Origin of the sequence: Aliiroseovarius sp. S1123 (assembly GCF_023015885.1) — a bacterium.
Taxonomy (GTDB): domain Bacteria; phylum Pseudomonadota; class Alphaproteobacteria; order Rhodobacterales; family Rhodobacteraceae; genus Aliiroseovarius.
In genome coordinates this window covers 277509-298293 of record NZ_JALKBE010000001.1, presented here as the reverse complement: position 1 = coordinate 298293, position 20785 = coordinate 277509, and the positions used below count along the sequence as shown (strand labels likewise).

The 20785-nt window shown below is 59.3% G+C and carries 22 protein-coding genes; 6 read left to right on the top strand and 16 right to left on the bottom strand.

The annotated features are described in order from the left end of the window. The first annotated feature begins 62 nt into the window (after positions 1–62). Entirely contained in the window at positions 63–1181 is a 1119-nt protein-coding gene (locus tag MWU53_RS01390; protein WP_247089625.1) for a FliG C-terminal domain-containing protein, read from the top strand. Positions 1182–1273: 92 nt separating this feature from the next. Further along, complete coding sequence (locus tag MWU53_RS01385; protein WP_247089623.1) at positions 1274–2155, top strand: lauroyl acyltransferase; 882 nt, start codon at positions 1274–1276, stop codon at positions 2153–2155. A 3-nt stretch (positions 2156–2158) separates the two neighbouring features. On the opposite strand, the gene MWU53_RS01380 is transcribed toward MWU53_RS01385, so the two are convergent. The 10 genes from MWU53_RS01380 to yajC all read right to left on the bottom strand — a co-directional run bounded on the left by MWU53_RS01380 (position 2159) and on the right by yajC (position 10379). Next, positions 2159–2890 carry a DUF1223 domain-containing protein gene (locus tag MWU53_RS01380; RefSeq protein ID WP_247089621.1) on the bottom strand — a complete coding sequence of 244 codons (732 nt, stop codon included), beginning with the start codon at positions 2888–2890 and terminating at the stop codon, positions 2159–2161. A 556-nt stretch (positions 2891–3446) separates the two neighbouring features. Then, positions 3447–3998 carry a DsbE family thiol:disulfide interchange protein gene (locus MWU53_RS01375; protein ID WP_247089619.1) on the bottom strand — a complete coding sequence of 184 codons (552 nt, stop codon included), beginning with the start codon at positions 3996–3998 and terminating at the stop codon, positions 3447–3449. Beyond that, the gene (ccmD, locus tag MWU53_RS01370) at positions 3991–4146 is read right to left on the bottom strand and encodes a heme exporter protein CcmD (RefSeq protein ID WP_163037183.1); all 156 of its coding nucleotides are present in this window, start codon (positions 4144–4146) and stop codon (positions 3991–3993) included. Before ccmD ends, MWU53_RS01375 begins: the two co-directional genes overlap by 8 nt. Continuing rightward, positions 4139–4873, bottom strand: a complete 735-nt coding sequence (locus MWU53_RS01365; RefSeq protein WP_247089617.1) for a heme ABC transporter permease — start codon at positions 4871–4873, stop codon at positions 4139–4141. The genes ccmD and MWU53_RS01365 overlap by 8 nt, the downstream gene beginning before the upstream one ends. A gap of 71 nt (positions 4874–4944) precedes the next feature. Continuing rightward, the gene (ccmB, locus tag MWU53_RS01360) at positions 4945–5601 is read right to left on the bottom strand and encodes a heme exporter protein CcmB (protein ID WP_247089615.1); all 657 of its coding nucleotides are present in this window, start codon (positions 5599–5601) and stop codon (positions 4945–4947) included. Then, complete coding sequence (ccmA, locus tag MWU53_RS01355; RefSeq protein WP_247089613.1) at positions 5598–6239, bottom strand: heme ABC exporter ATP-binding protein CcmA; 642 nt, start codon at positions 6237–6239, stop codon at positions 5598–5600. Before ccmA ends, ccmB begins: the two co-directional genes overlap by 4 nt. 10 nt (positions 6240–6249) lie before the next feature. After that, positions 6250–6603: an Mth938-like domain-containing protein gene (locus tag MWU53_RS01350; protein WP_247089611.1), complete on the bottom strand. Its 354-nt coding sequence runs from the start codon at positions 6601–6603 to the stop codon at positions 6250–6252. 10 nt (positions 6604–6613) lie between these two features. After that, complete coding sequence (locus MWU53_RS01345; protein ID WP_247089609.1) at positions 6614–7369, bottom strand: sulfite exporter TauE/SafE family protein; 756 nt, start codon at positions 7367–7369, stop codon at positions 6614–6616. Next, positions 7362–9992 (bottom strand): protein translocase subunit SecD, encoded by a 2631-nt coding sequence (gene secD, locus MWU53_RS01340; protein ID WP_247089607.1) that lies wholly within the window; start codon positions 9990–9992, stop codon positions 7362–7364. The genes MWU53_RS01345 and secD overlap by 8 nt, the downstream gene beginning before the upstream one ends. Positions 9993–10049: 57 nt before the next feature. Beyond that, on the bottom strand, positions 10050–10379 hold the full coding sequence (gene yajC / locus MWU53_RS01335) for a preprotein translocase subunit YajC (RefSeq protein ID WP_247089605.1): 330 nt from the start codon (positions 10377–10379) through the stop codon (positions 10050–10052). A gap of 191 nt (positions 10380–10570) precedes the next feature. Here yajC and MWU53_RS01330 point away from each other — a divergent pair, with 191 nt between their 5' ends. Then, the gene (locus MWU53_RS01330; protein ID WP_247089603.1) at positions 10571–10915 is read left to right on the top strand and encodes a cupin domain-containing protein; all 345 of its coding nucleotides are present in this window, start codon (positions 10571–10573) and stop codon (positions 10913–10915) included. Between the two features lie 61 nt (positions 10916–10976). Continuing rightward, positions 10977–12269 (top strand): serine--tRNA ligase, encoded by a 1293-nt coding sequence (gene serS, locus MWU53_RS01325; protein ID WP_247089601.1) that lies wholly within the window; start codon positions 10977–10979, stop codon positions 12267–12269. A gap of 9 nt (positions 12270–12278) precedes the next feature. On the opposite strand, the gene MWU53_RS01320 is transcribed toward serS, so the two are convergent. The 6 genes from MWU53_RS01320 to MWU53_RS01295 all read right to left on the bottom strand — a co-directional run bounded on the left by MWU53_RS01320 (position 12279) and on the right by MWU53_RS01295 (position 17583). After that, the gene (locus tag MWU53_RS01320) at positions 12279–13424 is read right to left on the bottom strand and encodes a DUF2235 domain-containing protein (protein ID WP_247089599.1); all 1146 of its coding nucleotides are present in this window, start codon (positions 13422–13424) and stop codon (positions 12279–12281) included. Between the two features lie 71 nt (positions 13425–13495). Then, positions 13496–14341, bottom strand: coding sequence for an ATP-binding protein (locus MWU53_RS01315; protein ID WP_247089597.1), 846 nt, complete (start codon positions 14339–14341; stop codon positions 13496–13498). Positions 14342–14480: 139 nt separating this feature from the next. Next, on the bottom strand, positions 14481–15431 hold the full coding sequence (tatC, locus tag MWU53_RS01310) for a twin-arginine translocase subunit TatC (protein WP_247089594.1): 951 nt from the start codon (positions 15429–15431) through the stop codon (positions 14481–14483). Further along, on the bottom strand, positions 15428–16042 hold the full coding sequence (gene tatB, locus MWU53_RS01305) for a Sec-independent protein translocase protein TatB (RefSeq protein WP_247089592.1): 615 nt from the start codon (positions 16040–16042) through the stop codon (positions 15428–15430). The genes tatC and tatB overlap by 4 nt, the downstream gene beginning before the upstream one ends. 24 nt (positions 16043–16066) lie before the next feature. Further along, positions 16067–16282: a twin-arginine translocase TatA/TatE family subunit gene (locus tag MWU53_RS01300; RefSeq protein ID WP_247089590.1), complete on the bottom strand. Its 216-nt coding sequence runs from the start codon at positions 16280–16282 to the stop codon at positions 16067–16069. 215 nt (positions 16283–16497) lie between these two features. Then, on the bottom strand, positions 16498–17583 hold the full coding sequence (locus MWU53_RS01295; RefSeq protein WP_247089588.1) for an ABC transporter ATP-binding protein: 1086 nt from the start codon (positions 17581–17583) through the stop codon (positions 16498–16500). Between the two features lie 189 nt (positions 17584–17772). Here MWU53_RS01295 and MWU53_RS01290 point away from each other — a divergent pair, with 189 nt between their 5' ends. Both MWU53_RS01290 and metG read left to right on the top strand, forming a co-directional pair. Then, positions 17773–18996 carry an MFS transporter gene (locus tag MWU53_RS01290; protein WP_247089586.1) on the top strand — a complete coding sequence of 408 codons (1224 nt, stop codon included), beginning with the start codon at positions 17773–17775 and terminating at the stop codon, positions 18994–18996. A 69-nt stretch (positions 18997–19065) separates the two neighbouring features. After that, on the top strand, positions 19066–20781 hold the full coding sequence (metG, locus tag MWU53_RS01285) for a methionine--tRNA ligase (RefSeq protein WP_247089584.1): 1716 nt from the start codon (positions 19066–19068) through the stop codon (positions 20779–20781). Positions 20782–20785 lie beyond the last annotated feature (4 nt).

Sequence of the window (20785 nt, the reverse complement as noted above, 5' to 3'; positions counted from 1 at the left end):
GCGTAAAGGCGGTTTTAACCTGCAGCTGCCAATCTGCCTGAAACCAAGGCGGAGGTGGCGCTGTGCCAAATGACATGACGATCGGGGCGGACCTGATACAGGGGGAAGGCCCGGATCAGGCAATGCACTATGCGGCGCAGGACACTGCAGTCGATCTGTCGCGCCCTCTGCGCCAGCTTCCCCGGCATCTGTCCAGACGTCAGAAGGCCGCAATTATTGTACGCCTATTGCTTGCTGAAGGCGCTGAACTGACCCTGCAGGATCTGCCGGACAGTTTGCAGGGGGAACTTGTGCGCCAGATGTCCTCCATGCGCTATGTTGATCGGGCGACCCTGAAAGCAGTGATCGACGAATTCGTCTACGAGATTGAAGAAATCGGCCTGTCGTTCCCCGGCAGTCTGGAGAACACGCTTTCGGTTCTGGATGGCACGATCAGCCCCGCCACCGCCGCGCGTGTGCGCGAGCTGTCGGGCGTCGAAATCGCGCATGATCCCTGGGTGACGGTTTCAAACACACCGGTCGAGCAGCTTTTACCGCTGCTGGAACACGAAAGCGCCGAGGTCTCGGCGGTGTTGCTGTCGAAGCTGAGAACCTCGGTTGCAGCGGAACTGTTGGGAAAACTTCCCGGCCAAACCGCCCGTAAGATCGCCTTTGCTGTTTCCTTGACCAGCACTATCGCTCCAGATGTGGTTGCACGAATTGGCCGGTCACTGGCAGAACAACTGAGCGATCGTCCCCTAAAAGCCTTTGATGATGACCCCAGCGAACGCATTGGGTCGATCCTGAATGTCTCACCCGCCACAACGCGGGAAGAGGTTTTGGATGGGTTGGAACAGGAAGATACCGCCTTCGCCAGCGCGGTACGCAGATCCATTTTCACCTTCGCCAACATCCCCGAGCGTCTACAACCGGGCGACGTGCCGAAGGTCACGAAGGATGTCGATCAGGCCGTACTGGTCACCGCCCTTGCCGCTGCAACCGGTGATCTAGAACCTGTCGCGAATTTCATTCTCGACGCCATGTCGAAACGTCTGGCCGAAGGCATCCGCGAGGAAATGGTGGAACGCGGCACCGTGAAAGCCCCAGAAGGGGACGCCGCGATGAACGAGGTGATTGCCCAAATCCGCCTCCTTGAATCGGAAGGAGAGATCACGCTGATCACACCCGACGAAGATGACTGACCCCCCCGCGGAAGCTTGCAGGCTGCAGCGCTGCCCGTTATGTGTGTCCGGCAGCCCATTATCTGACAGGGCAAAAGACCGGGAGCGACCAGATGGTGCAAGAAAAACGTGGGGTAGGCCCCTATCTGACCCACTTGGCGCTGGCTGGTGTTCTGAACCTGCCCCGCATCCTGCCCTATAAAATGCGCCTGCCCGTGGTTGGTTGGTTTGCATCGCGCGTCATCGGTCCTGTTGCGGGCTATGACAAGCGCATTCGCAACAATCTGGCCCTGACCTTTCCGGACATGCCAGCGAACGAGGTTAAGCGCATGGAGCGTGCGGTCCTGTCCAACGCCGGTCGTTTTCTGGCCGAGATGTGGTCCGGCGAAGACCTGTTCAATCGCATGAAAAACACCCAACTTAGCGGCCCCGGCGTGGCGGCTCTTGAGCAAGCTAAGGCAGAAGGCCGTCCGATCATTGCGACCTCGGGCCATTTCGGGAATTACGACGCAGCCCGCGCGGTTCTGATCCAGTCAGGCTTCAACACTGGTGCGCTCTATCGTCCGATGTCCAACGCATATTTCAACGAAAGCTACATCAAGCGCATGGAGGGCTTCGAAGGCAAGGCGTTCGAACAGTCCCGCCGCGGCATGGGTAGCATGGTCAAGCATCTGCGCAGCGGAGGTCTTTTGGCGATCCTGTTGGACCAGCGTGAAGATCAAGGCGCGAAGCTGAGCTTCTTCGGCAAGCCTGCCATGACCACACTGGCCATCGCCGAGATGGCCCTGAAATACAACACGCTGTTCATTCCGGTCTTCGCGGTCCGCAAGGAAAACGGTGTAGATTTCGACGTGGTGGTGGAAGAACCGATCGAGCATTCGGATCCGGAAACCATGATGCAGGAATTCAACGACCGGTTCGAAGCGCGTGTACGCCAGAACATGGATCAGTTCCTGTGGATCCACAAACGCTGGCAGATGCCGGACGATACGTAATCGTCAATCCAGCGCGATGGCGGCCACGATCTCGCCGGGGTAGTCACCCATCCGCGTGGCCTGTAACAGGATTGCAGCACTCTGCCCCTCCGGAGCCACAGGGTTGGGCAGCATGAACTCAATCTCGCCCGTACCGTCCCATTTTCCGAACGCCTGAATGTTGGTCACGATATTGGTCGAGGTGATCGAGCGCCCAGCGTTTTCACCGCGTTTCACCGCCACAGTCGCCTTGGGTGTGAAATGGACAATCTGTGCGATTACCAGTTCGGGCAAGGGCAAGTTCGAAATGTTGGCCACACGAACAATACGCCCGCTGTCACCATCATGGGTCGACAGGCTGACCCGGCCTACGGCCATCTGATGCTGGTGTAGGATCTCCATCACCTTCATGACATGGCTACCCACCGCCTGATCTACGCCACCGATAACCATCTGGGGCGTATAGATCGACTTGGTCCCAAACCCATAGGCATAGGCTTTCTGACGCTTCGTATGCTCGGGCCGGGCAAAGGTGTCTTTCCAGCCAATATAATCCCAGTAATCCACATGCATCGCCAAGGGCAGAACATCGTCTTGGCGGGACAGCTCGCCCAGGAACTCATCTGCGGGCGGGCAGGATGAACAACCTTGCGAGGTGAACAGCTCGACCACCACAACGGGACGATCCCCGGCGGTCGCCAGCCCTGCAAAGGTGCTTAGAACTATGCTGATCAATCCGGTCAGAAGTGCCCGCATCAGTGTCTCTTTCTGTTGTGCTCTGATCCCTAGATAGCGTTCCCGGGCCTGACCTTCCAATCAACGATTTGCGAGGTGTTTGTTACAGTTTCCCGCTTAAAGGGAATTTCAATCATGGTGCATGGGTCTTCGCGCGGTGTTCGGGCGTCACGTTTACCTTCTACGTCGCGACTTCGCGGATCACCATGAGGGTGTTTCGCCTCGCAGGAACCAGCGAATCGTTTAGATCGGGATGTCGCGCGCCGTTTTTCTCTGCAATGCCAACGCCGCTCTACCTATGAAAGAGCATTTTTGCACAGTGATGTGCGTCACTGTTGAACGCGCCGCAACACGTTAAACTAACATTAGAAAAACAAACCGTTTCTGCATTGCATTCTAGATCACGGCGACCGGCCAGTTTACCCTGTACCTAGTTATCGATGGACACATTTCGACCATCGACAGCATTACTTAGTGAGGTCAAAATTTAAGTGAGTAATCTATTTCGACATATCCCGATTCCAGTGCTGGAATCCTTCGGTTTCGCCATCATCATCTTGATGCTGAACTCAGCAAATTAACGCGCTTCTGCCTCGGCAATGGCGGGGCGGATGATGTTTTCCAAAATACCTTCGGTAATCGGACCTGCAAAGCGTTTCACCACGGTTCCGTCGCCTGCAATCACGAAGGTCTCGGGCACGCCATAAAGGCCCCATTCCAGACCTGTGCGTCCATCTGCATCCGCCATCAAAGCGGCGTAGGGATTGCCCAACTGGGCCAGAAAGCGTTTGGCGTTGGCCGGATCGTCTTTGTAGTTGATCCCGTTGATCTGCACGCCTTCTTCGGACAAACGCTCCAGCAAAGGATGCTCGGCGCGGCAAGGCGCGCACCAGCTGGCCCAGAAGTTGACCAGCTTCACGCCGCCGGATTTGAGATCTTCCTGAGTAAAGCCTGGTTCGCCATCAAAGGCGGTGACTTGCATGTCCGGAACGATGCCACCTTCGCGGGTCGAGGGCAGCGCATCACGGTCGTCCTGCGTCATGCCCCACAAGAACATGCTGGCCAGACCCAGAAACAGAACCGGCGGCAGGATCATCAGCCACGAGATACCTTTTTTCTTCTCAGTCATTCCGCTTTGCCCTTTCTTCGGCCGCATCCAGTTCACGTTTCACTTGGACCGAACGGCGCCAAGTCACAAGGACCAGTGCGATCAAAAGTACGAGAGTTATTACCCAAGACGACAGGATGGCGTCGGCATATTTCCCCAGCTCAAGCATCTTTCATCCTTTCACGAACGTCCAAACGGTGCAGGCGCACCAGACGCAGTTCGGTCCGGGTACGGATCAGGACAAGGGCGACGAACAGCAGGATGAACCCTGCAATACACAGCAGCAGTGGCTGGTAATAGACGTTCGACACGTGCTCTTCCTTGTCCAGAGACAACGATGCGCCCTGATGCAGACCTTGGTTCCAGAAATTCACCGCATAGCGACTAAGAACCGCAAAAACCGATCCGACGATACACAGAACGGATGTCAGATCTGCCGCCGTGTCTGGGTTATCAATGGCCGCCCAAAGTGCCATGTAACCGAGATAAAAGAGAAACAGGATCAGGAAGCTGGTCAGGCGTGGGTCCCACGCCCAATAGGTTCCCCACATCGGCTGGCCCCAAATTGCGCCGGTGATCAGCGCAATCACCGTCATGGTGACGCCAATCAGCGCTGCGGCCTTGGCTGCCCGGACCGAGACATGGTGACGGCGCACGATCCAGATCAACGAGGTAACAAGCATCATCACCCAGATATTGATCGCCATCATCGCACTTGGCACGTGGATATAGATGATCTTGACCGAGTTGCCGAAATTGGCGGCCTCAGGCGTGAAGAAGAAGCCCCAGATCATTCCTGGGATCAGGGTCGCGGCGCACAGGCCAATCACCCAGGGCAGAACCTTGCCGCTGAGGGCCATGAACTTGACCGGATTTGCGAATTCCCAAAGTGACATGTGTTTCCTCTGTGGCTTCCTTCAGTCGGTGGCGCAGGCAGCATTTCGCATGTGCCTCGGAATGGTTTGACCTATCTCAGGTTCACACGCAAGGCGGCCGCGGCGGCAAATGGTAGCAGGGCGATGGATCCCGCCGTGATTCCGGCCATCATCAACAGCGGGGTCAATGCCGACAGACCAGCGGTTCCCCGTGTTGCGGCCTCAGCCCCGAAGATCAGCGTTGGGATGTAAAGCGGCAGGACCAGAAGCGACAAAAGCAAACCGCCGCGTTTCAGGCCCACGGTCAGCGCGGCACCAAAGGCGCCGATCATCGACAGCGCAGGCGTGCCGATCAAGAGCGTTATGAAGATCCAGTAATGACCGGGGCTTTCAAGGTTCATAAGCGTCCCCAGCACGGGCGCAGCCAGCGTCAGCGGAAGGCCGGTCACCAACCAGTGGGCCAGTGCTTTGACCGCAACGATCCCCTCCATCGGGATGGGGGCGGTGGCCAGCAGGTCCAGCGACCCGTCCTCGAAATCCAGCTGAAAGATACGATCCAGCGACAAGAGACAGGCAAGCAGAGCCCCCACCCAAAGGATGCCCGGCGCAATGCGCGACAGGATTGCAGCCTCGGGGCCGACACCAAAGGGCACAAGGGTCGAGACGATCAGAAAGAACGCCAGACCCAGCCCAAAGCCGCCCCCTGCCCGCATGGCAAGTCTGAGATCCCGCACCAGCAAAGCGATCATGAAAAGGCCTCGTCGAAATCTGCATAGGCGTCGCGTTGCGTGTCGCTGCGCGGGCGGTTCACATCTGCTTTGAAAGGGCCGACATCCAAGGTCTCGGCCAGCAGGCCGAGGTCAATATGGGTGGCAATCAGGGCCGAACCGCCGCCCGCCACATGCGCCCGCACGGCATCCGCGAACAGCGCGACCGAAGCCACGTCCAGCGACACCGTCGGTTCGTCCAGCAACCAAATGGGGCGTCCAGTGACCAACAACCGCGCCAGCCCCAACCGCCGTTTCTGACCAGCGGACAGGTTGGCCGAGGGACGCCCAAGCAGCCCGCGCAGATTGAACCCATCCACCGCAGGCGCAATGTCCGCAACCCCGTGGACCGAGGCCCAAAAGCGCAGGTTCTCTTCGACGCTCAACGTGGCTTTCAGCCCATCCGCATGGGCGCCATAGGTGATCTGCTCGGGATCGGTCGAGACACTTCCCGTCATTGGCGGCTGCAACCCTGCAAGGGTCCGCAACAGCGTGGTTTTTCCCGATCCGTTCGGGCCACGCAGGATCAAAACCTGACCGGGGGATAGGGTGAAATCCAACCCCTCCAGCACCGGCACGCCACCGCGCGCCACGGTCAGATTTTCGACCCGAAGTTCCATGCAGACAGCCTTAGACCGGAAGGGCGGCCAGCGCAATGCGGCGGCCCTCGGCAATCAATACGTTATAGGTCCGACAGGCCTGCGCAGATGCCATCATTTCGATCCCGATCCCGGCCTCCTCCAGCGCCTCGCGCAAAGGGACAGGCGGGTGTGCAATCTCGGGGCCCATACCCAGAAACAGCACGTCGATCTTGCCCTGCAGAGCAGTCAGCGTGGCGATATCCTCAAGCCCACCCCAGCCCGTCGCGGTCTCGGCCGTGACCAGAATCGGGCCTTCGATCACCTCGCCCGCGACGCGGAAGAAGCCGGGGCCATAGCTGTCGACCGGTTGCGCGCTGTCATATCGGACTTCGTGAAACTGCATCGGGATCTCCTTATCCTAAGGCTGCGTATAGCCCCGATAGGGCCGATCCTGCAATGATCGCATAGGCAACGCGACGATAGAGCTTTTCATGGGCGGGGTTGAAGATCCAACCGCCCAGCAGGTTGCCTGCCAAGTTGGGCAACATCGCGATCAGTCCCAAGGCCAGCGGCATACCCAACAGTTTCCCCAAGCTCATGAACACGCCCAGCATCAGCACGTCATAGAGGAACAGAAACGCCGTAATGTTGGCGCGGATTACGCGGGGGGGATGAGGCGAGGCCATGTAAAGCAGGATGACCGGGGGTCCAGGGATGCCCGCAGCGCCGCCCAGCAGACCCGACGCGCCACCGGTCGCCAAGACCATTCGCGACGTCATTTGCCCTTGGTACCGCCAGCCGCTGATAAGGGCCGCTAGCATGGCAAGGCTAACCAAGGATACGCCCAGTTTGAACACAATGGGGTCCACGACAAACAGCGCGGCTAATCCAAGCGGCAGGGTTAGCGCCATGCTAAGCGTAAGGCGGACCAAATCACGCGGATGGCCGTCCTTTAACGCGCGTGGAATCGCCGGAGCAGGCCCGGCCAGATCCATTACGATCAGAATGGCAATGGCCCAAACCGGGTCAACGATCTGGGCCGCAACTGGTAAGAAAATCAGGGCTGTGCCAAAGCCTGCAAAGCCACGCACAAGCCCTGCGGCAAAGGCAATCGCAAGAAGCCAGCCAAGCCCCGGCTGTGCCAGGGCTTGGGTCAGCAGATCAGGCATCCACGTTGGCAAATTGGTTGCCAGCGGCGGCATCAGGCTTAGACCAATCGCGTTTCACGCCAAGGCGCAGCAGGATGGCCGAGGCCACGAAGATCGATGAGTACGTCCCCACGATCACGCCCCAGATCATCGCGAAGACGAAGCCGCGGATCACATCTCCGCCCAGCACGTAAAGCGCGATCAGCGCAAGAAGCGTGGTAACCGAGGTCATCATCGTACGGGCCAGCGTTTCGTTGATCGACAGGTTCAGAACCTCTTTCAGGTCCATCTTCTTATAGCGGCGCAGATTTTCACGCACACGGTCGAAGACAACCACAGTGTCGTTCAGCGAATAGCCTACGATGGTCAGAAGCGCTGCGATAATGGCCAAATCGAACTTGATCCCCAATAGGCTGAAAATCCCGATGGTCAGCACCACGTCGTGCACAAGCGCGGCCACCGCTCCCAAACTGAACTGCCACTCGAACCGCAGCCAGATATAGACCAGAACGGCGGCAATCGCGGCAACAACGGCCAAAACGGCTGTCGTCACCAGCTCGCCCGAGACTTTCGGGCCAACGCTTTCCACGCTGGGGAAGGTGATGGCGGGATCGACTTCGGCCAGCGCCTGTTCGATCAGGGTCATGGTTTCCGGCGTGATCGCTTCTTGGCCTTCCTGCGCCTCAATGCGGATCTGGCTGACATGCTGGTCGGCGCGGAAGTTCACGTCATTCACCTGAACAATCGAGATGTCGCCCAGCGCCAGCGGCGTCAGCGCGTCACGGTAGGCACCCACATCCACGGCCTGTGTGCTTTCTGTGCGGATCGTGGTACCGCCCCGGAAGTCGATGCCGAAGTTCAGGCCGATCACGAAGAACAAAACGACCGAGGCAACCATCGCCAACCCCGACGCGCCCAATGTCGCGAACGAGCGCTTGAAGAAGTCAAAGACGCGGCCTTGCGGCGCCATGCGGATGCCTTTGATCTCGAAGCTACGCGGACGTTTGCGTTCGAACCAGATAACGACCATCAAGCGGGTCAGGAAGATCGCGGTGAAGACCGAGGTCAGAATACCCAGCCCCAACGTGACCGAGAAACCGCGCACCGGGCCCGAGCCCATGATGAACAGGATCACAGCGGTGATGAAGGTGGTGATGTTCGCGTCCAGAATGGCCGACAACGCCTTTTCATAGCCAAGCTCGATGGCGCGGGCGGGGCCGCGACCTGCTTTCAGCTCTTCGCGGATGCGTTCAAAGACCAGCACGTTGGCGTCTACCGCCATACCGATGGTCAACACGATCCCTGCAATGCCCGGCAGGGTCAGCGTGGCCCCAATCATCGACAGAAGGCCAAAGATCATGCCGACGTTCAGGATAAGCGCCACGTTGGCGATCACACCGAACCATCCATACGATGCGACCATGAAGATCAGCACGGCCGCGAAGGCGACGATCGACGCGATCTTACCCGCGTCAATACTATCCTGACCCAGTTCCGGGCCGATGGTGCGCTCTTCAACATAGGTCAGCTCGGCGGGCAACGCGCCTGCGCGCAGCAGCACGGCCAGATTGGTCGATTCCTCGATAGTGAAATTACCGGTGATGATACCGGACCCGCCACAGATCTGTTCGTTGATCCGCGGGGCCGAGATGACCTCTTCATCCAACACAATCGCGAAGGGCGCACCAACATTGGCACCGGTATAGTCGCAGAACAGCCGCGCGCCCGAGACGTTGAAGCGGAAGTTCACAGCCGGCTGACCGTTCTGGTCAAATGCGGGCTGGGCGTCGTTCAACTGCTCACCGGTCACAACCGGGGTCTGTTCCAGCACATAGAACACACCTTCGTCATCCAGCGACGGATAAAGGACATTGCGCGGACCCGGTGTGGTCGTGCCGTCGGTGGTGCGGCTGACAACCGGGTGGAAGGTCAGCTTCGCGGTTTTCCCGATGATCTCTTTCAGCTCAGACGCCGACCCGATCCCCGGCACCTGAATCAGAATGCGCGTGTCGCCCTGACGCTGGATGGTGGGTTCACGGGTGCCAACCTCGTCCACGCGGCGGCGGATGATTTCAAGCGATTGCTGGATGGTGCGGTCGTCGGTTGCGACGCGCTCGGCCTCGGACAGGGTGACGACGAACTCGCCCTCACGGCCTGTGTTGACCTCGATATCGGTCGAGCCGACACCCGACAGGCTGACCACCGGCTGGGCCAGACCACGCACGATTTCAATCGCTTGCGGCAATGCTTCAGGCTTCGAGATTTTTACGCGCAGTTCAGATGGCGCGCTGTCCTGACGGCGGATCGTGCCGATGGTGGCGCGCTCGTCGCGCAGCGCATTGCGAATTTCCGGCCAATAGCCATCCATCCGCGCTTCATAGACGTCTTCGACCTGAACCTCGGCCAACAGATGCGCACCGCCGCGCAGATCGAGCCCCAAATTGACCAGCGCATTCGGCGCCCAATCCGGCCAGGCCGAACGGTCCGCCTCAAGCTCGGGCGTGGTGCCCGTGGCTTCAATCGTGGCGACCGCATCATTGTGTGTCTCGACGCGGTCGTAGAACCCGTTCGGGGACGCGAAATACAGGCCAAGGAGCACCAGCCCCCAGATCACAAGACGTTTCCAAGTTGCGATTTGAAGCATGTGCCCCTGCCCTATAAATTCTTACTATTCAGTTGGTTGGGTCAAAGCCCGCGCAGATCAGCTTTCGACCGGCTCGGTCTTGCCCATGACGTTCACAATGGTCGAACGCACAACGCGGACCTTTACGCCCGATGCGATTTCAACTTCAACCTCGGTGTCGTCTTTGACCTTGGTGATTTTGCCGATCACACCGCCCTGCGTGACAATCTGGTCACCTTTACGCAGCGCGCCCAGCATCGTCTGGTGCTCTTTCATTTTCTTCTGCTGGGGGCGGATCATGAAGAAGTACATGATGGCGAAAACCAGCACCATGGGGACCAGCATCCCGTTCAGAAGTCCGCCCGCAGGCGCGCCCGCAGCTTGTGCAAAAGCAGGAGTTACAAACATCGTTATGTCCCTTTCTTCGTGGGCTGGTCCCTGTGCCGGCCCGAATGTCCGGCGCACCCTATATGGGGGTCTGAGGGTTGTCCAGCAAGCAGCGCATCCGCGCTTTCTTATGGTCCCCGAAAGCAATTTGGGCTTTTCTTTCGCGCAGCCTTGCGTAATTTGATCAAAATATCGAAAATCAGGAGCCCTCCATGACCCTCGCCTTCAAGATCACGCCTGAAGTCGCGCCCGAAATTGACCACCTGGCGGACGACAAACTCATCTCGGGCACGCCCGAGTTCACCACCTGGTCGCTGGAAGAAACTAAGGATCAGTTCACCGGCATCTGGCAGTCCACGCCGGGGAAATGGCACGTGTCTTATGATGAGTGGGAGTATTTCAACATTCTGGAAGGGCATTCAGTGCTGACCGATGCAGATGGTGTCGAGACTCATCTGCGCGCAGGCGACCGCATGGTGATCCGCCCCGGTTTCACCGGTACGTGGGAGGTTCTGGAAACCACGCGCAAAGACTATGTGATCCGCATCTTCGCTTAGGGCTTCCCCCGCGCGCGCCCATCTGGCATATGCGCGTCAGGTTAAATCAAAGGACAGATCCATGCATGATATTCGCTTGATCCGTGACAATCCCGAAGCATTCGACAAGGCCATGGCCCGTCGGGGCCTCTCGGCGCTGTCGGGCGAGGTTTTGTCGCTGGATGAAAATCGCCGCGCCGCCATTCTTGCCGCCGAAACCGCACAGGCCGAGGCTAACAAGGCTGCCAAATCCGTTGGGGCTGCGAAAGCGTCTGGCGACGAGGCCGAATTCGAGCGTCTGCGCGCCCTTGTTGGTGAAAAGAAAGCCGAAATCGCCAGCCTGAACGAGCAAGCGAAAGAGCTGGACGCCAAGCTGACCGATCTGCTGATGGGTCTGCCCAACATCGTGGCCGACGACGTGCCTGATGGGGAAGACGAAGACGACAATGTCGAGATCAACCGCTGGGGTACTCCGCGCGAGTTCTCGTTCAAGCCGATTGAGCACTATGAACTGCCCGCCGTGCAGGACGGCCTGGATTTCGAGACCGCCGCAAAGCTATCCGGCTCGCGTTTCATGGTCCTGTCGGGCGCCGTTGCCCGCCTGCACCGCGCGCTTGCCCAGTTCATGCTGGACGTGCACGTGAATGAAAACGAGCTGACCGAGACTTGGACCCCGGTTCTGGTTAAGGAAGACATGATGCGCGGCACGGGGCAGTTGCCCAAGTTTGGCGAGGACAGCTATCAGACCACCAATGGCTGGTGGCTGGTGCCGACTGCCGAGGTGCCGCTGACCAACATCGTCAACGGTGCGACCGTCGAAGAAGGTTATCTGCCCCGCCGCTATGTGGCCCACACCCAGTGTTTCCGTTCGGAAGCGGGTTCGGCTGGTCGTGACACGGCCGGCATGCTGCGCCAGCACCAGTTCGAGAAAGTCGAGATGGTGTCGATCACCAAACCAGACGAATCTGAAGCTGAACACAAGCGTATGACCCGCTGTGCCGAGGACATTCTAGAGCGTTTGGGCCTGCCCTACCGCACTGTAAACCTGTGCACCGGCGACATCGGCTTTGGCGCAATCCGCACGCATGACATCGAAGTTTGGCTGCCCGGTCAGAACACCTATCGCGAGATCAGCTCGGTTTCGACCTGTGGAGATTTCCAAGCCCGCCGCATGAACGCGCGGATGAAGCCGGCCGAAGGTGGCAAGCCGGTGTTCCTGCACACACTCAACGGCTCGGGCCTTGCCGTCGGCCGCGCGCTGATCGCAGTTCTGGAAAACGGTCAGGAAGAGGACGGATCGGTCACCGTACCCGAGGTTCTGCACCCCTATCTGGGCGGCAAAACCCGGATCACGGCGGAAGGCAAGTTGGCTTAACCAACTAACCTACTCCAAAAGATCCTCGATGACGGGATCAAGGGTGCGCGGACGATAAGACGTCTGGCGCACCCTTTCTTTTGCGGCGCCAGAAATCTGCCGGGCCGGAATGGTTTGGCTGTTGGGGTCGCGCAAAAGCGTGCGATCACACAGCAACAGTCCCCACAGGTTACGCCACGCGGGCTGCAAGGCAGCCCCCCGATCATCTGCTTTCAGATCAGCAGCCATCAGCAACTGTTGAAGCCGCGCGGGGTTAAAATCCAACTTGCGCTCCTGCGCGCCCGCCACGATCCAAGCAGTGGGAAAGGCAGACAATTCCGGGGCTGCGCCGGAGCCTCCAACAATCCCGTGATTGCCTGCGAACCAAAGCTGCTGATAGCGCGAATTGCTGCCCGTGACCTCTCCGTTCAGCTTGTCCAGATTGGTCCAGAGAGCAGGCGGGAAAAGTTTACGCCGCTCATCAATCGCCACCGCATGCCGCGCCGCACCGACCGATCGGGACAGATCCGCATCGTGAAACGCATAGCGCGCATTCAGGAAACGAGCGAGCGGCCCGAGGAAGGCGGGCACCCCCAGCGCGCCCACCGTATCCCAGACACCCACATAGGTGATGTCCAGAAGGTGACAATCGATCCCCTGCGCCCTACGCCATTCCGCGTCCTTGGGACTGGTTGCGATCTCGGGGGACATGGAGAGACGTGCTGCCATAGAGGGTTCGCTGTCGGGGTGCGATTTTTGCCCCTCGCGCGCGCGGTACCTCCGCATCGCCTCGGGGATCATATCGGTCCGGTTGGATGGCAGAATACCCGCCGTGCGGATCATCCCCGCGAGCGAGCGTGCAGTGTACGCCCCGCGCGAGAACCCGAAGATATAGATCTGGTCTCCGGGTTCATAAGTGAACAGAAGCGCGCGGTAGGCTTCCAGAATGCGATCATCCAAGCCCCAGCCCAGCGCACCGCCAAGCACCTTGTCCATGAATCTAGAGACCTTCGTTACGCCCTGCCCGCTGCCCACGCCTGGCAAATAGTGCACGACCTGCGTGACGCCGTCGCGCGCGGTTGGGCGGATCGCTTGGGCGATGCGCAACACATGGGTTGGGTTTTGGGCGTCGGACCGGTTCCAGGTTCCGTCACAGAAAATGGCAATGCGTTTCATATCAGCCTCGGTTTTGGATACCGAAGCTTAGCATGCCACGAAGGGTTAAGAAGTCTCTTGATTGGACAGACTTAGCCCAGCGTCACACCCTTGCGACCGGCAAGATCGGTGAAGTATTGCCACGCCACACGACCCGAGCGCGCCCCGCGCGTGGCTTGCCATTCAATCGCCTCGGCCCACAGGGTGTCGTCGTCGATCTCGACACCATAGGCAGCGCAGTAGCCGCGGATCATCGCCAGGTATTCGTCCTGATCACAGGGGTGGAAGCCTAGCCACAGGCCGAAACGATCCGAGAGCGAGACCTTTTCTTCAACAGCCTCGGACGGGTTGATCGCGGACTGGCGTTCGTTCTCGATCATGTCGCGCGGCATCAGGTGACGGCGGTTCGACGTGGCATAGAAGACCACGTTGTCCGGACGCCCTTCGATCCCGCCATCCAACACGGCTTTCAGCGACTTGTAATGCTGGTCGTCGTGGCTGAACGAGAGGTCATCACAGAACAGCAGGAAGCGATACTGCGAGCCACGTAAAAGGTTCAGAAGACGCGACACGGACGGCAGGTCTTCGCGCTGCAACTCCACGATCTTCAGAGGTTTCCCGCGGCTCAGAACCTCGGCATGGACAGCCTTGACCAAGGACGACTTCCCCATACCCCGCGCGCCCCAAAGCAGCGCGTTGTTGGCGGGCAGGCCATCGGCAAACTGCAAGGTGTTTTCCAAAAGCGTATCGCGCGAGCGGTTCACGCCAACTAGCAGCTCCAACGCCACGCGCGAGACTTTCTGAACGGGTTCCAAACGGTCGGGCGAGACATGCCAAACGAAAGCATCCGCACTGTCGAAATCTGGGGCGGCGAACGGTGCGGGTGACATGCGCTCCAAAGCCTCGGCAATGCGTTTCATCATGTCCTGATCCGCCATGGGGATGGTCCTTCTACCGGTCGAAAATCTAGAACCTTTAAAGCGCGGATGGGGTAGGTTTTAAAGGTCTAAGCCATCCCTCAAATGAAAAAAGCGCGCCCGACGGGGCGCGCTTTGGCGTCTTGTGACCTAAGTGGGATCAGCGACCGGTTTCAACCATGCCCGGATCATCCTCGGGATCATCATCCGGACCACCATCGGGGTCGTCGTCCCCATCGCCATCCTCGTCCTCGTCGAACTCGGCCATCAGCTCGTCTTCGGTTTCTTCGTCGTCATCGTCGAACCACAAACCTTGAGCACGCAGATCGGCCTCGCGCTTTTTCTCAACCCGCTTCACCAGCTGGATCGAGATTTCATAGAGACCATAGACCACAACAAACAGGATGATCTGGGTGATGACATCGGGCGGCGTGACCAATGCGGCCAGCACCAGAATGCCCACGACGGCGTATTTACGCACATCGGCCAACCCCTGAGACGACACCAGACCAGCCTTACCCATCAGCGTCAGAAGCACAGGTAGCTGGAAGCACAGGCCAAAGGCCACGATGAACTTGATCGACAGGCGCAGGTATTCCTGCACAGAACCTTGGAAATCGATTGACGCCTCGACCCCAGTTTCAGCGACGTTGCCGGTTTGCTGGAAGCCTAGGAAGAAATCAAAGGCCAGTGGCATGACCACGTAGAAGGCGAAACTTGCGCCCAGCAGGAACATGACCGGCGAGGCAAACATGAATGGCAGAAACGCGTTCTTCTCGTTCTTATAAAGGCCCGGTGCCACGAAGCGCCACAGCTGGTAGCTGATATAGGGGAAGGACAGAACCAGACCGCCAAACAGCGAAATCGAAACCGCAACGAAGAAACCTTCTTGCAGCTTGATCAGGATCAGCCCGCAATCGTCCTGACCGCGGTCGGCCATGGTCGAACACAGGGGTTCGGTCAGGAAGTTGAAAATCGGGTTCCAGACCGTAAAGCAGATCACCATACCGATGATGAAAGCGACGGCGGAATGGATAAGCCGCGTGCGCAGCTCGGCCAGATGCTCGATCAGCGGGGCCGAGCTGTCTTCGATCTCGTCAGTGTCGCTCATGCGTCAGATGTGTCCGTGGATTTGGGCTTGGCCGCCGGTTTCTTTGCAGCCGGTTTCTTGGCTGCGGGTTTCTTGACCACCGGCTTCTTGGATGCCGTTTCCTTGGCCGGTGCCTTCTTTGCAGCTGGCTTTTTCGCGGCGGGTTTCTTGGCCGTTTTGGACTTGGTTGCAGGCTTTTCAGCCGGATCGTCCTTTGCCTTGGCGGTAGGTTTAGTGCTTGCTGCGCTGATTTTCTCGGCAACTTTTGCCGTATCTTCCGCAAGCTTCGCGCGCTCCTCGGCCTCTTTGGCCTTTATCGCGGCGTCTGCCTCTTTCTGGTCGCGCAATGCCTTTGAGGGGTCCCATTTCTCGAACCCTTCAGCGGCCTTGTTCAGCGCATCCAGTCCCATCGACTTGGGCGAGGTGGCCGATTTCAGCGTCGACGAGACGTCCTTGATCCCGCTTTCATCCGCCGCGTCGTTCATCGCCTGCGTAAACTCGCGCCCCATCTGGCGGGCACGTGCAGTAAAGCGGCCAAGCGTGCGGAACATGCCGGGCAGGTCCTTTGGACCCACCACGATCAAGGCCACAACGCCGATGACCAGAAGCTCGGTAAACCCGATATCGAACATAGGCTGCGCCTTTCCTTAGGCGGCTTACGCCTTGTCTTTTTCGGTCTCGGGGGTCACGTCCTTGGCAACAGAAGCGGCTTCGTCTTCGATTTCCTTCTTGCCATCATCTACGCCACGTTTGAACGCAGTGATGCCTTTGCCAACTTCGCCCATCAGCGACGAGATTTTGCCGCGGCCGAACAGAACCAGCACGACGACGGCAATCAGCAGAAGGCCCGGAAGGCCGATATTGTTGAGCATGTTATTCTCCCTAGTCCGAAAGCCTTTCGCGGCTTTCGTAGATATATCGCTAGAACATTTATTGCCTCGCGCGGGAAGTTCAAAGCCCCAAAGGGAAAAAACTGCGAAATCGGTTGGGTTTTCGCGATATCTGACACGTGTTGTCAGCAAGCTGTCAGATAAGTCGGCACTTGGTGGCCAAATTCGTCCACTGGGTGCGCACCGATTCTGCCACGTCAGCGGCGCGGGAACACAAAGCAGCGGTCGCGGCGGATGGCGATCCACAGGGGCGTATCCGGTTTAGGCAGGAACACCGATGGGACAGAGGCGGTCAGGATGCTGCCATCCCGCTCCATTTGAAATTCCACAAGGCTTTCCTTGCCGATAAAGCGCGCCCGTTTCACCAAGCCGCGTGCCCAGACGCCATGGTCGGGCGTGGGGCTGGGGCCGATGCCGCCACGATCAAAGTCGATCTTCAGGTGCTGCGGGCGGATCACAATGTCCACCGTGGATCCATCCGGCACGCCGGGGGCCAGAAATTGACCGAACGCGGTTTGCGTCAGCGCACCGTCTACGGTTCCCGAGATCACGTTGACATCCGAGAAGAACGCAGCGGCCTGCAAATCGACCGGGGCGTTATAAATATTGTAGGGCGCGCCACGTTGCACGATTTGACCTGCACGCATCAGGGCGATCTCATCTGCCATGCGCATCGCCTCTTCCGGCTCATGCGTGACCAGAAGGACGGCGGCGCCTTCCTCTTTCAGGATGCTTAGTGCTTCGTCACGGATGCCATCACGCAGACGGTTGTCGAGCCCCGAGAACGGCTCGTCCATCAGCATGATCGATGGTTTGGGCGCAAGTGCACGGGCCAGGGCGACCCGCTGTTGCTCTCCGCCCGACAGTTCGTGCGGGAACTTGTCGACGAAGTTGCGCAGCCCGACCTTCTCGAGAAGAATGTGGACACGTTGGCGTTTTTCGGTCCGCGTGCCGGTCAGGCCGAAGGCAACGTTGTCGCCGACAGACAGATGCGGAAACAGAGCAAAATCCTGAAACATCAGCCCGATATGCCGTTTCTCGGGCGGGGCAAACACGCCGGGGCCGGCAACCATCTGGCCGTCGATCCAGACCTCGCCTTCGGTTTGGCGATCAACACCCGCAATGATCCGCAACGTGGTGGACTTGCCGCAGCCGGACGGCCCCAAAAGCCCGGTGACCTGCCCGGCCTGAAGCGACAACGACACATCGCGCACCACGTCCAACCCGCCAAAGTTGCGCTTTAACCCGCGCACTTCCAGCCGCGCCGTGCTTTGGGGTGTCATGTCCATCTTCCGTGCCTTCCCACCTTCTGACGCAAATCCTATTGTTTCCATCAGGTTTCCTCCGCTTACCAGCCCCCCCGACGCCTCGCAAGCGAAACAGCGAAAAACGACAGCCAAAGGGGCAAGAGGTCGCGGACAGGACGGAGACGTGCGTCAAAGCTGGCAAGTTGAGATCACCCGAGGTGCCTTATGCGATTGTTTCTAAGCTTTACCCCATTGCTACTATCCATCGTGCTTTTGCAGCTAAGCTCTGGTGGGGCAGCGCCTCTGGACGCGGTATCAGGCCTGACGCTGGGCTTCACGCGGGCTGAAGTCGGCCTTCTGGGGTCCGCACATTTTGTCGGCTTCTTCGTGGGGTGCTGGTGGGCACCGCGCCTGATGGGGGCCGTTGGACACGCACGCGCTTATGCCGGATTTGCGGCACTTGGGGCCATTGGCCTATTGGCACATATGATGTGGATCGATCCCTATGCATGGGCGGTGATGCGGATGGCGACCGGGTTATGCGTGGCGGGCAGCTATACGGTGATCGAAAGCTGGCTCAACGCGCGCGTCACCAATGACACGCGCGGCCGCGTGATGGGCGGGTATCGCATCGTCGAACTGGGCGGATCTCTCGGCGCCCAGCTAATGATCGCGGTTTTGGAGCCCGCGCATTACGTAAGTTACAACATTCTGGCGATGTTCTGCTGCGCAGCGATCTTACCTTTGGCCCTGACCCGCGCACGCCAGCCCCAAATGCCCGAGACCCCGCGCTTGCGCCCAGCGCTGGCCTGGGTCCGCTCCCCTCTTGCAGTGGCGGCGGTGATCACCTCGGGCATCACCACCTCGGCCTTTCGCATGGTCGGCCCGATCTATGGCAACGAGGTTGGGTTAGAGACCAGCCAACTGGCATGGTTTTTGGCAGCGTTCGTGTTGGGGGGCGCGTTGGCGCAGCTGCCGGCTGGCTGGCTGGCGGACCGGTACGACCGGCGTTGGGTGCTGATCTGGCTGTCAGTGGCCGCCATCGCCAGCTGCATGATCACGGTGCTGGCTGCAGATTCCGGCATCAGGGGCGTTTTCCTTGCCGCGGGGCTTTTCGGCTTCACCACCTTCCCCATCTTTTCGGTCGCGGCGGCACACGCCAATGACTTTGCATCCAGCGAAGAACGGGTCGAGCTATCGGCCGCCTTGATGTTCTACTATGCGGTTGGGGCCATCGCCTCGCCGCTGCTCGCATCGAACCTGATCGAAAGCTATGGTCCGCCTGCCCTGTTTGCGATGATCGCTGTAGGCCATGTGGTGCTGATCGGCTTCGGTGTGGCCCGGATGCATCGCCGCCCGACTTTGGATCAGCGCACGCCCTATACCTATACCCCGCGCACCACGTTTTCGATGGGGCGGTTGTTTGGCAAGCTTCGGGATCGGGGCTAAGGGGCGTGACCCTCTGGTCATGGGACGGGGCATGTCGTATACGGCCCCAAACACGTTTTGGGAGCTCACATGAACCGCGTCCTCATCACTTCGGCAATCCCGTATATCAACGGGATCAAGCACCTTGGAAACCTAGTTGGTTCGCAGCTGCCAGCTGACCTTTACGCCCGCTACAACCGCTGCCGGGGCCGCGAGGTCATGTTCATCTGCGCGACCGACGAACACGGCACCCCGGCCGAGCTGGCTGCCGCGAAAGCAGGCAAGCCCGTGGCCGAGTTCTGCGCCGAGATGCACGAGGTTCAGGCCGAGATCGCGAAAGGCTTCCGTCTGTCGTTCGATAATTTTGGACGCTCGTCCTCTCCGCAGAACCACAAGCTGACCCAGCATTTCGCGGGCAAGCTGGCGGAAAACGGATTCATCGAAGAAGTCAGCGAAAAGCAGGTCTATTCCAACGCCGACGGCCGCTTCCTGCCCGACCGCTATATCGAAGGTGAATGCCCCAACTGCGGCTATGACGGCGCGCGCGGAGACCAGTGCGAAAACTGCACCAAGCAACTGGACCCGACCGACCTGATCAACCCACGTTCGGCCATTTCCGGATCGACCGATCTGGAAGTGCGCGAAACCAAGCACCTGTATTTGAAGCAGTCGGCGCTGAAGGACAAACTGGACGCGTGGATTGACCAGAAATCCGATTGGCCGGTCCTGACGACCTCGATTGCGAAGAAATGGCTGCATGATGGCGACGGGCTTCAGGATCGCGGCATCACGCGCGATTTGGACTGGGGAGTGCCGGTCAAAAAGGGCGACGAGGACTGGCCCGGCATGGAAGGCAAGGTTTTCTATGTTTGGTTCGACGCGCCCATCGAATACATCGCCGCCACCGCCGAGTTGGCGGATGAAAAAGGTGAAGGCCCCGAGTTCTGGGAGCGCTGGTGGCGCACCGACAAGGGGGCCGACGACGTGCGTTACGTGCAGTTCATGGGCAAAGACAACGTCCCGTTCCACACCCTGTCCTTCCCGGCGACGATCATGGGCTCGCAAGAGCCGTGGAAGCTGGTCGACTACATCAAGTCGTTCAACTATCTGAACTATGATGGCGGCCAGTTCTCGACCTCGAAAGGCCGTGGCGTCTTCATGGATCAGGCCCTGTCGATCCTGCCGGCCGACTACTGGCGCTGGTGGCTTCTGAGCCACGCGCCGGAAAACTCGGACTCTGAATTCACGTGGGAAAACTTCCAAGTCAGCGTGAACAAAGACCTTGCCGACGTGCTGGGCAACTTTGTCAGCCGCGTCACCAAGTTCTGCCGCTCCAAATTCTCGGAGGCCGTGCCCGAAGGCGGCGCATATGGCGAAGCCGAGGCCGCCCTGATCGCCGATCTGACAACCAAAGTGCGCGCCTATGAGGGCCACATGGAGGCCATGGACGTGCGCAAAGCCGCGCAGGAACTGCGTGGCATCTGGGTGGCGGGCAACGAATACCTGCAAGCCGCCGCGCCGTGGGCGACCTTCAAGACCGACCCCGATCAGGCCGCCGCACAAATCCGTCTGGCCCTGAACCTGATCCGCCTTTACGCGGTTCTGTCGGCCCCGTTCATCCCAGATGCATCCGAAACGCTGCGCGCCGCGATGAATACCGATATGGACTGGCCGGGCGACGTGGCCGAGGCGCTGGACACACTGAAAGCGGGCCATGCCTTCACCGTGCCGGAAAACCTTTTCGCCAAGATCGCCGACGAGCAGCGCGAAGAATGGCAAGAGCGGTTTGCTGGCACCCGCGACTAAGCGA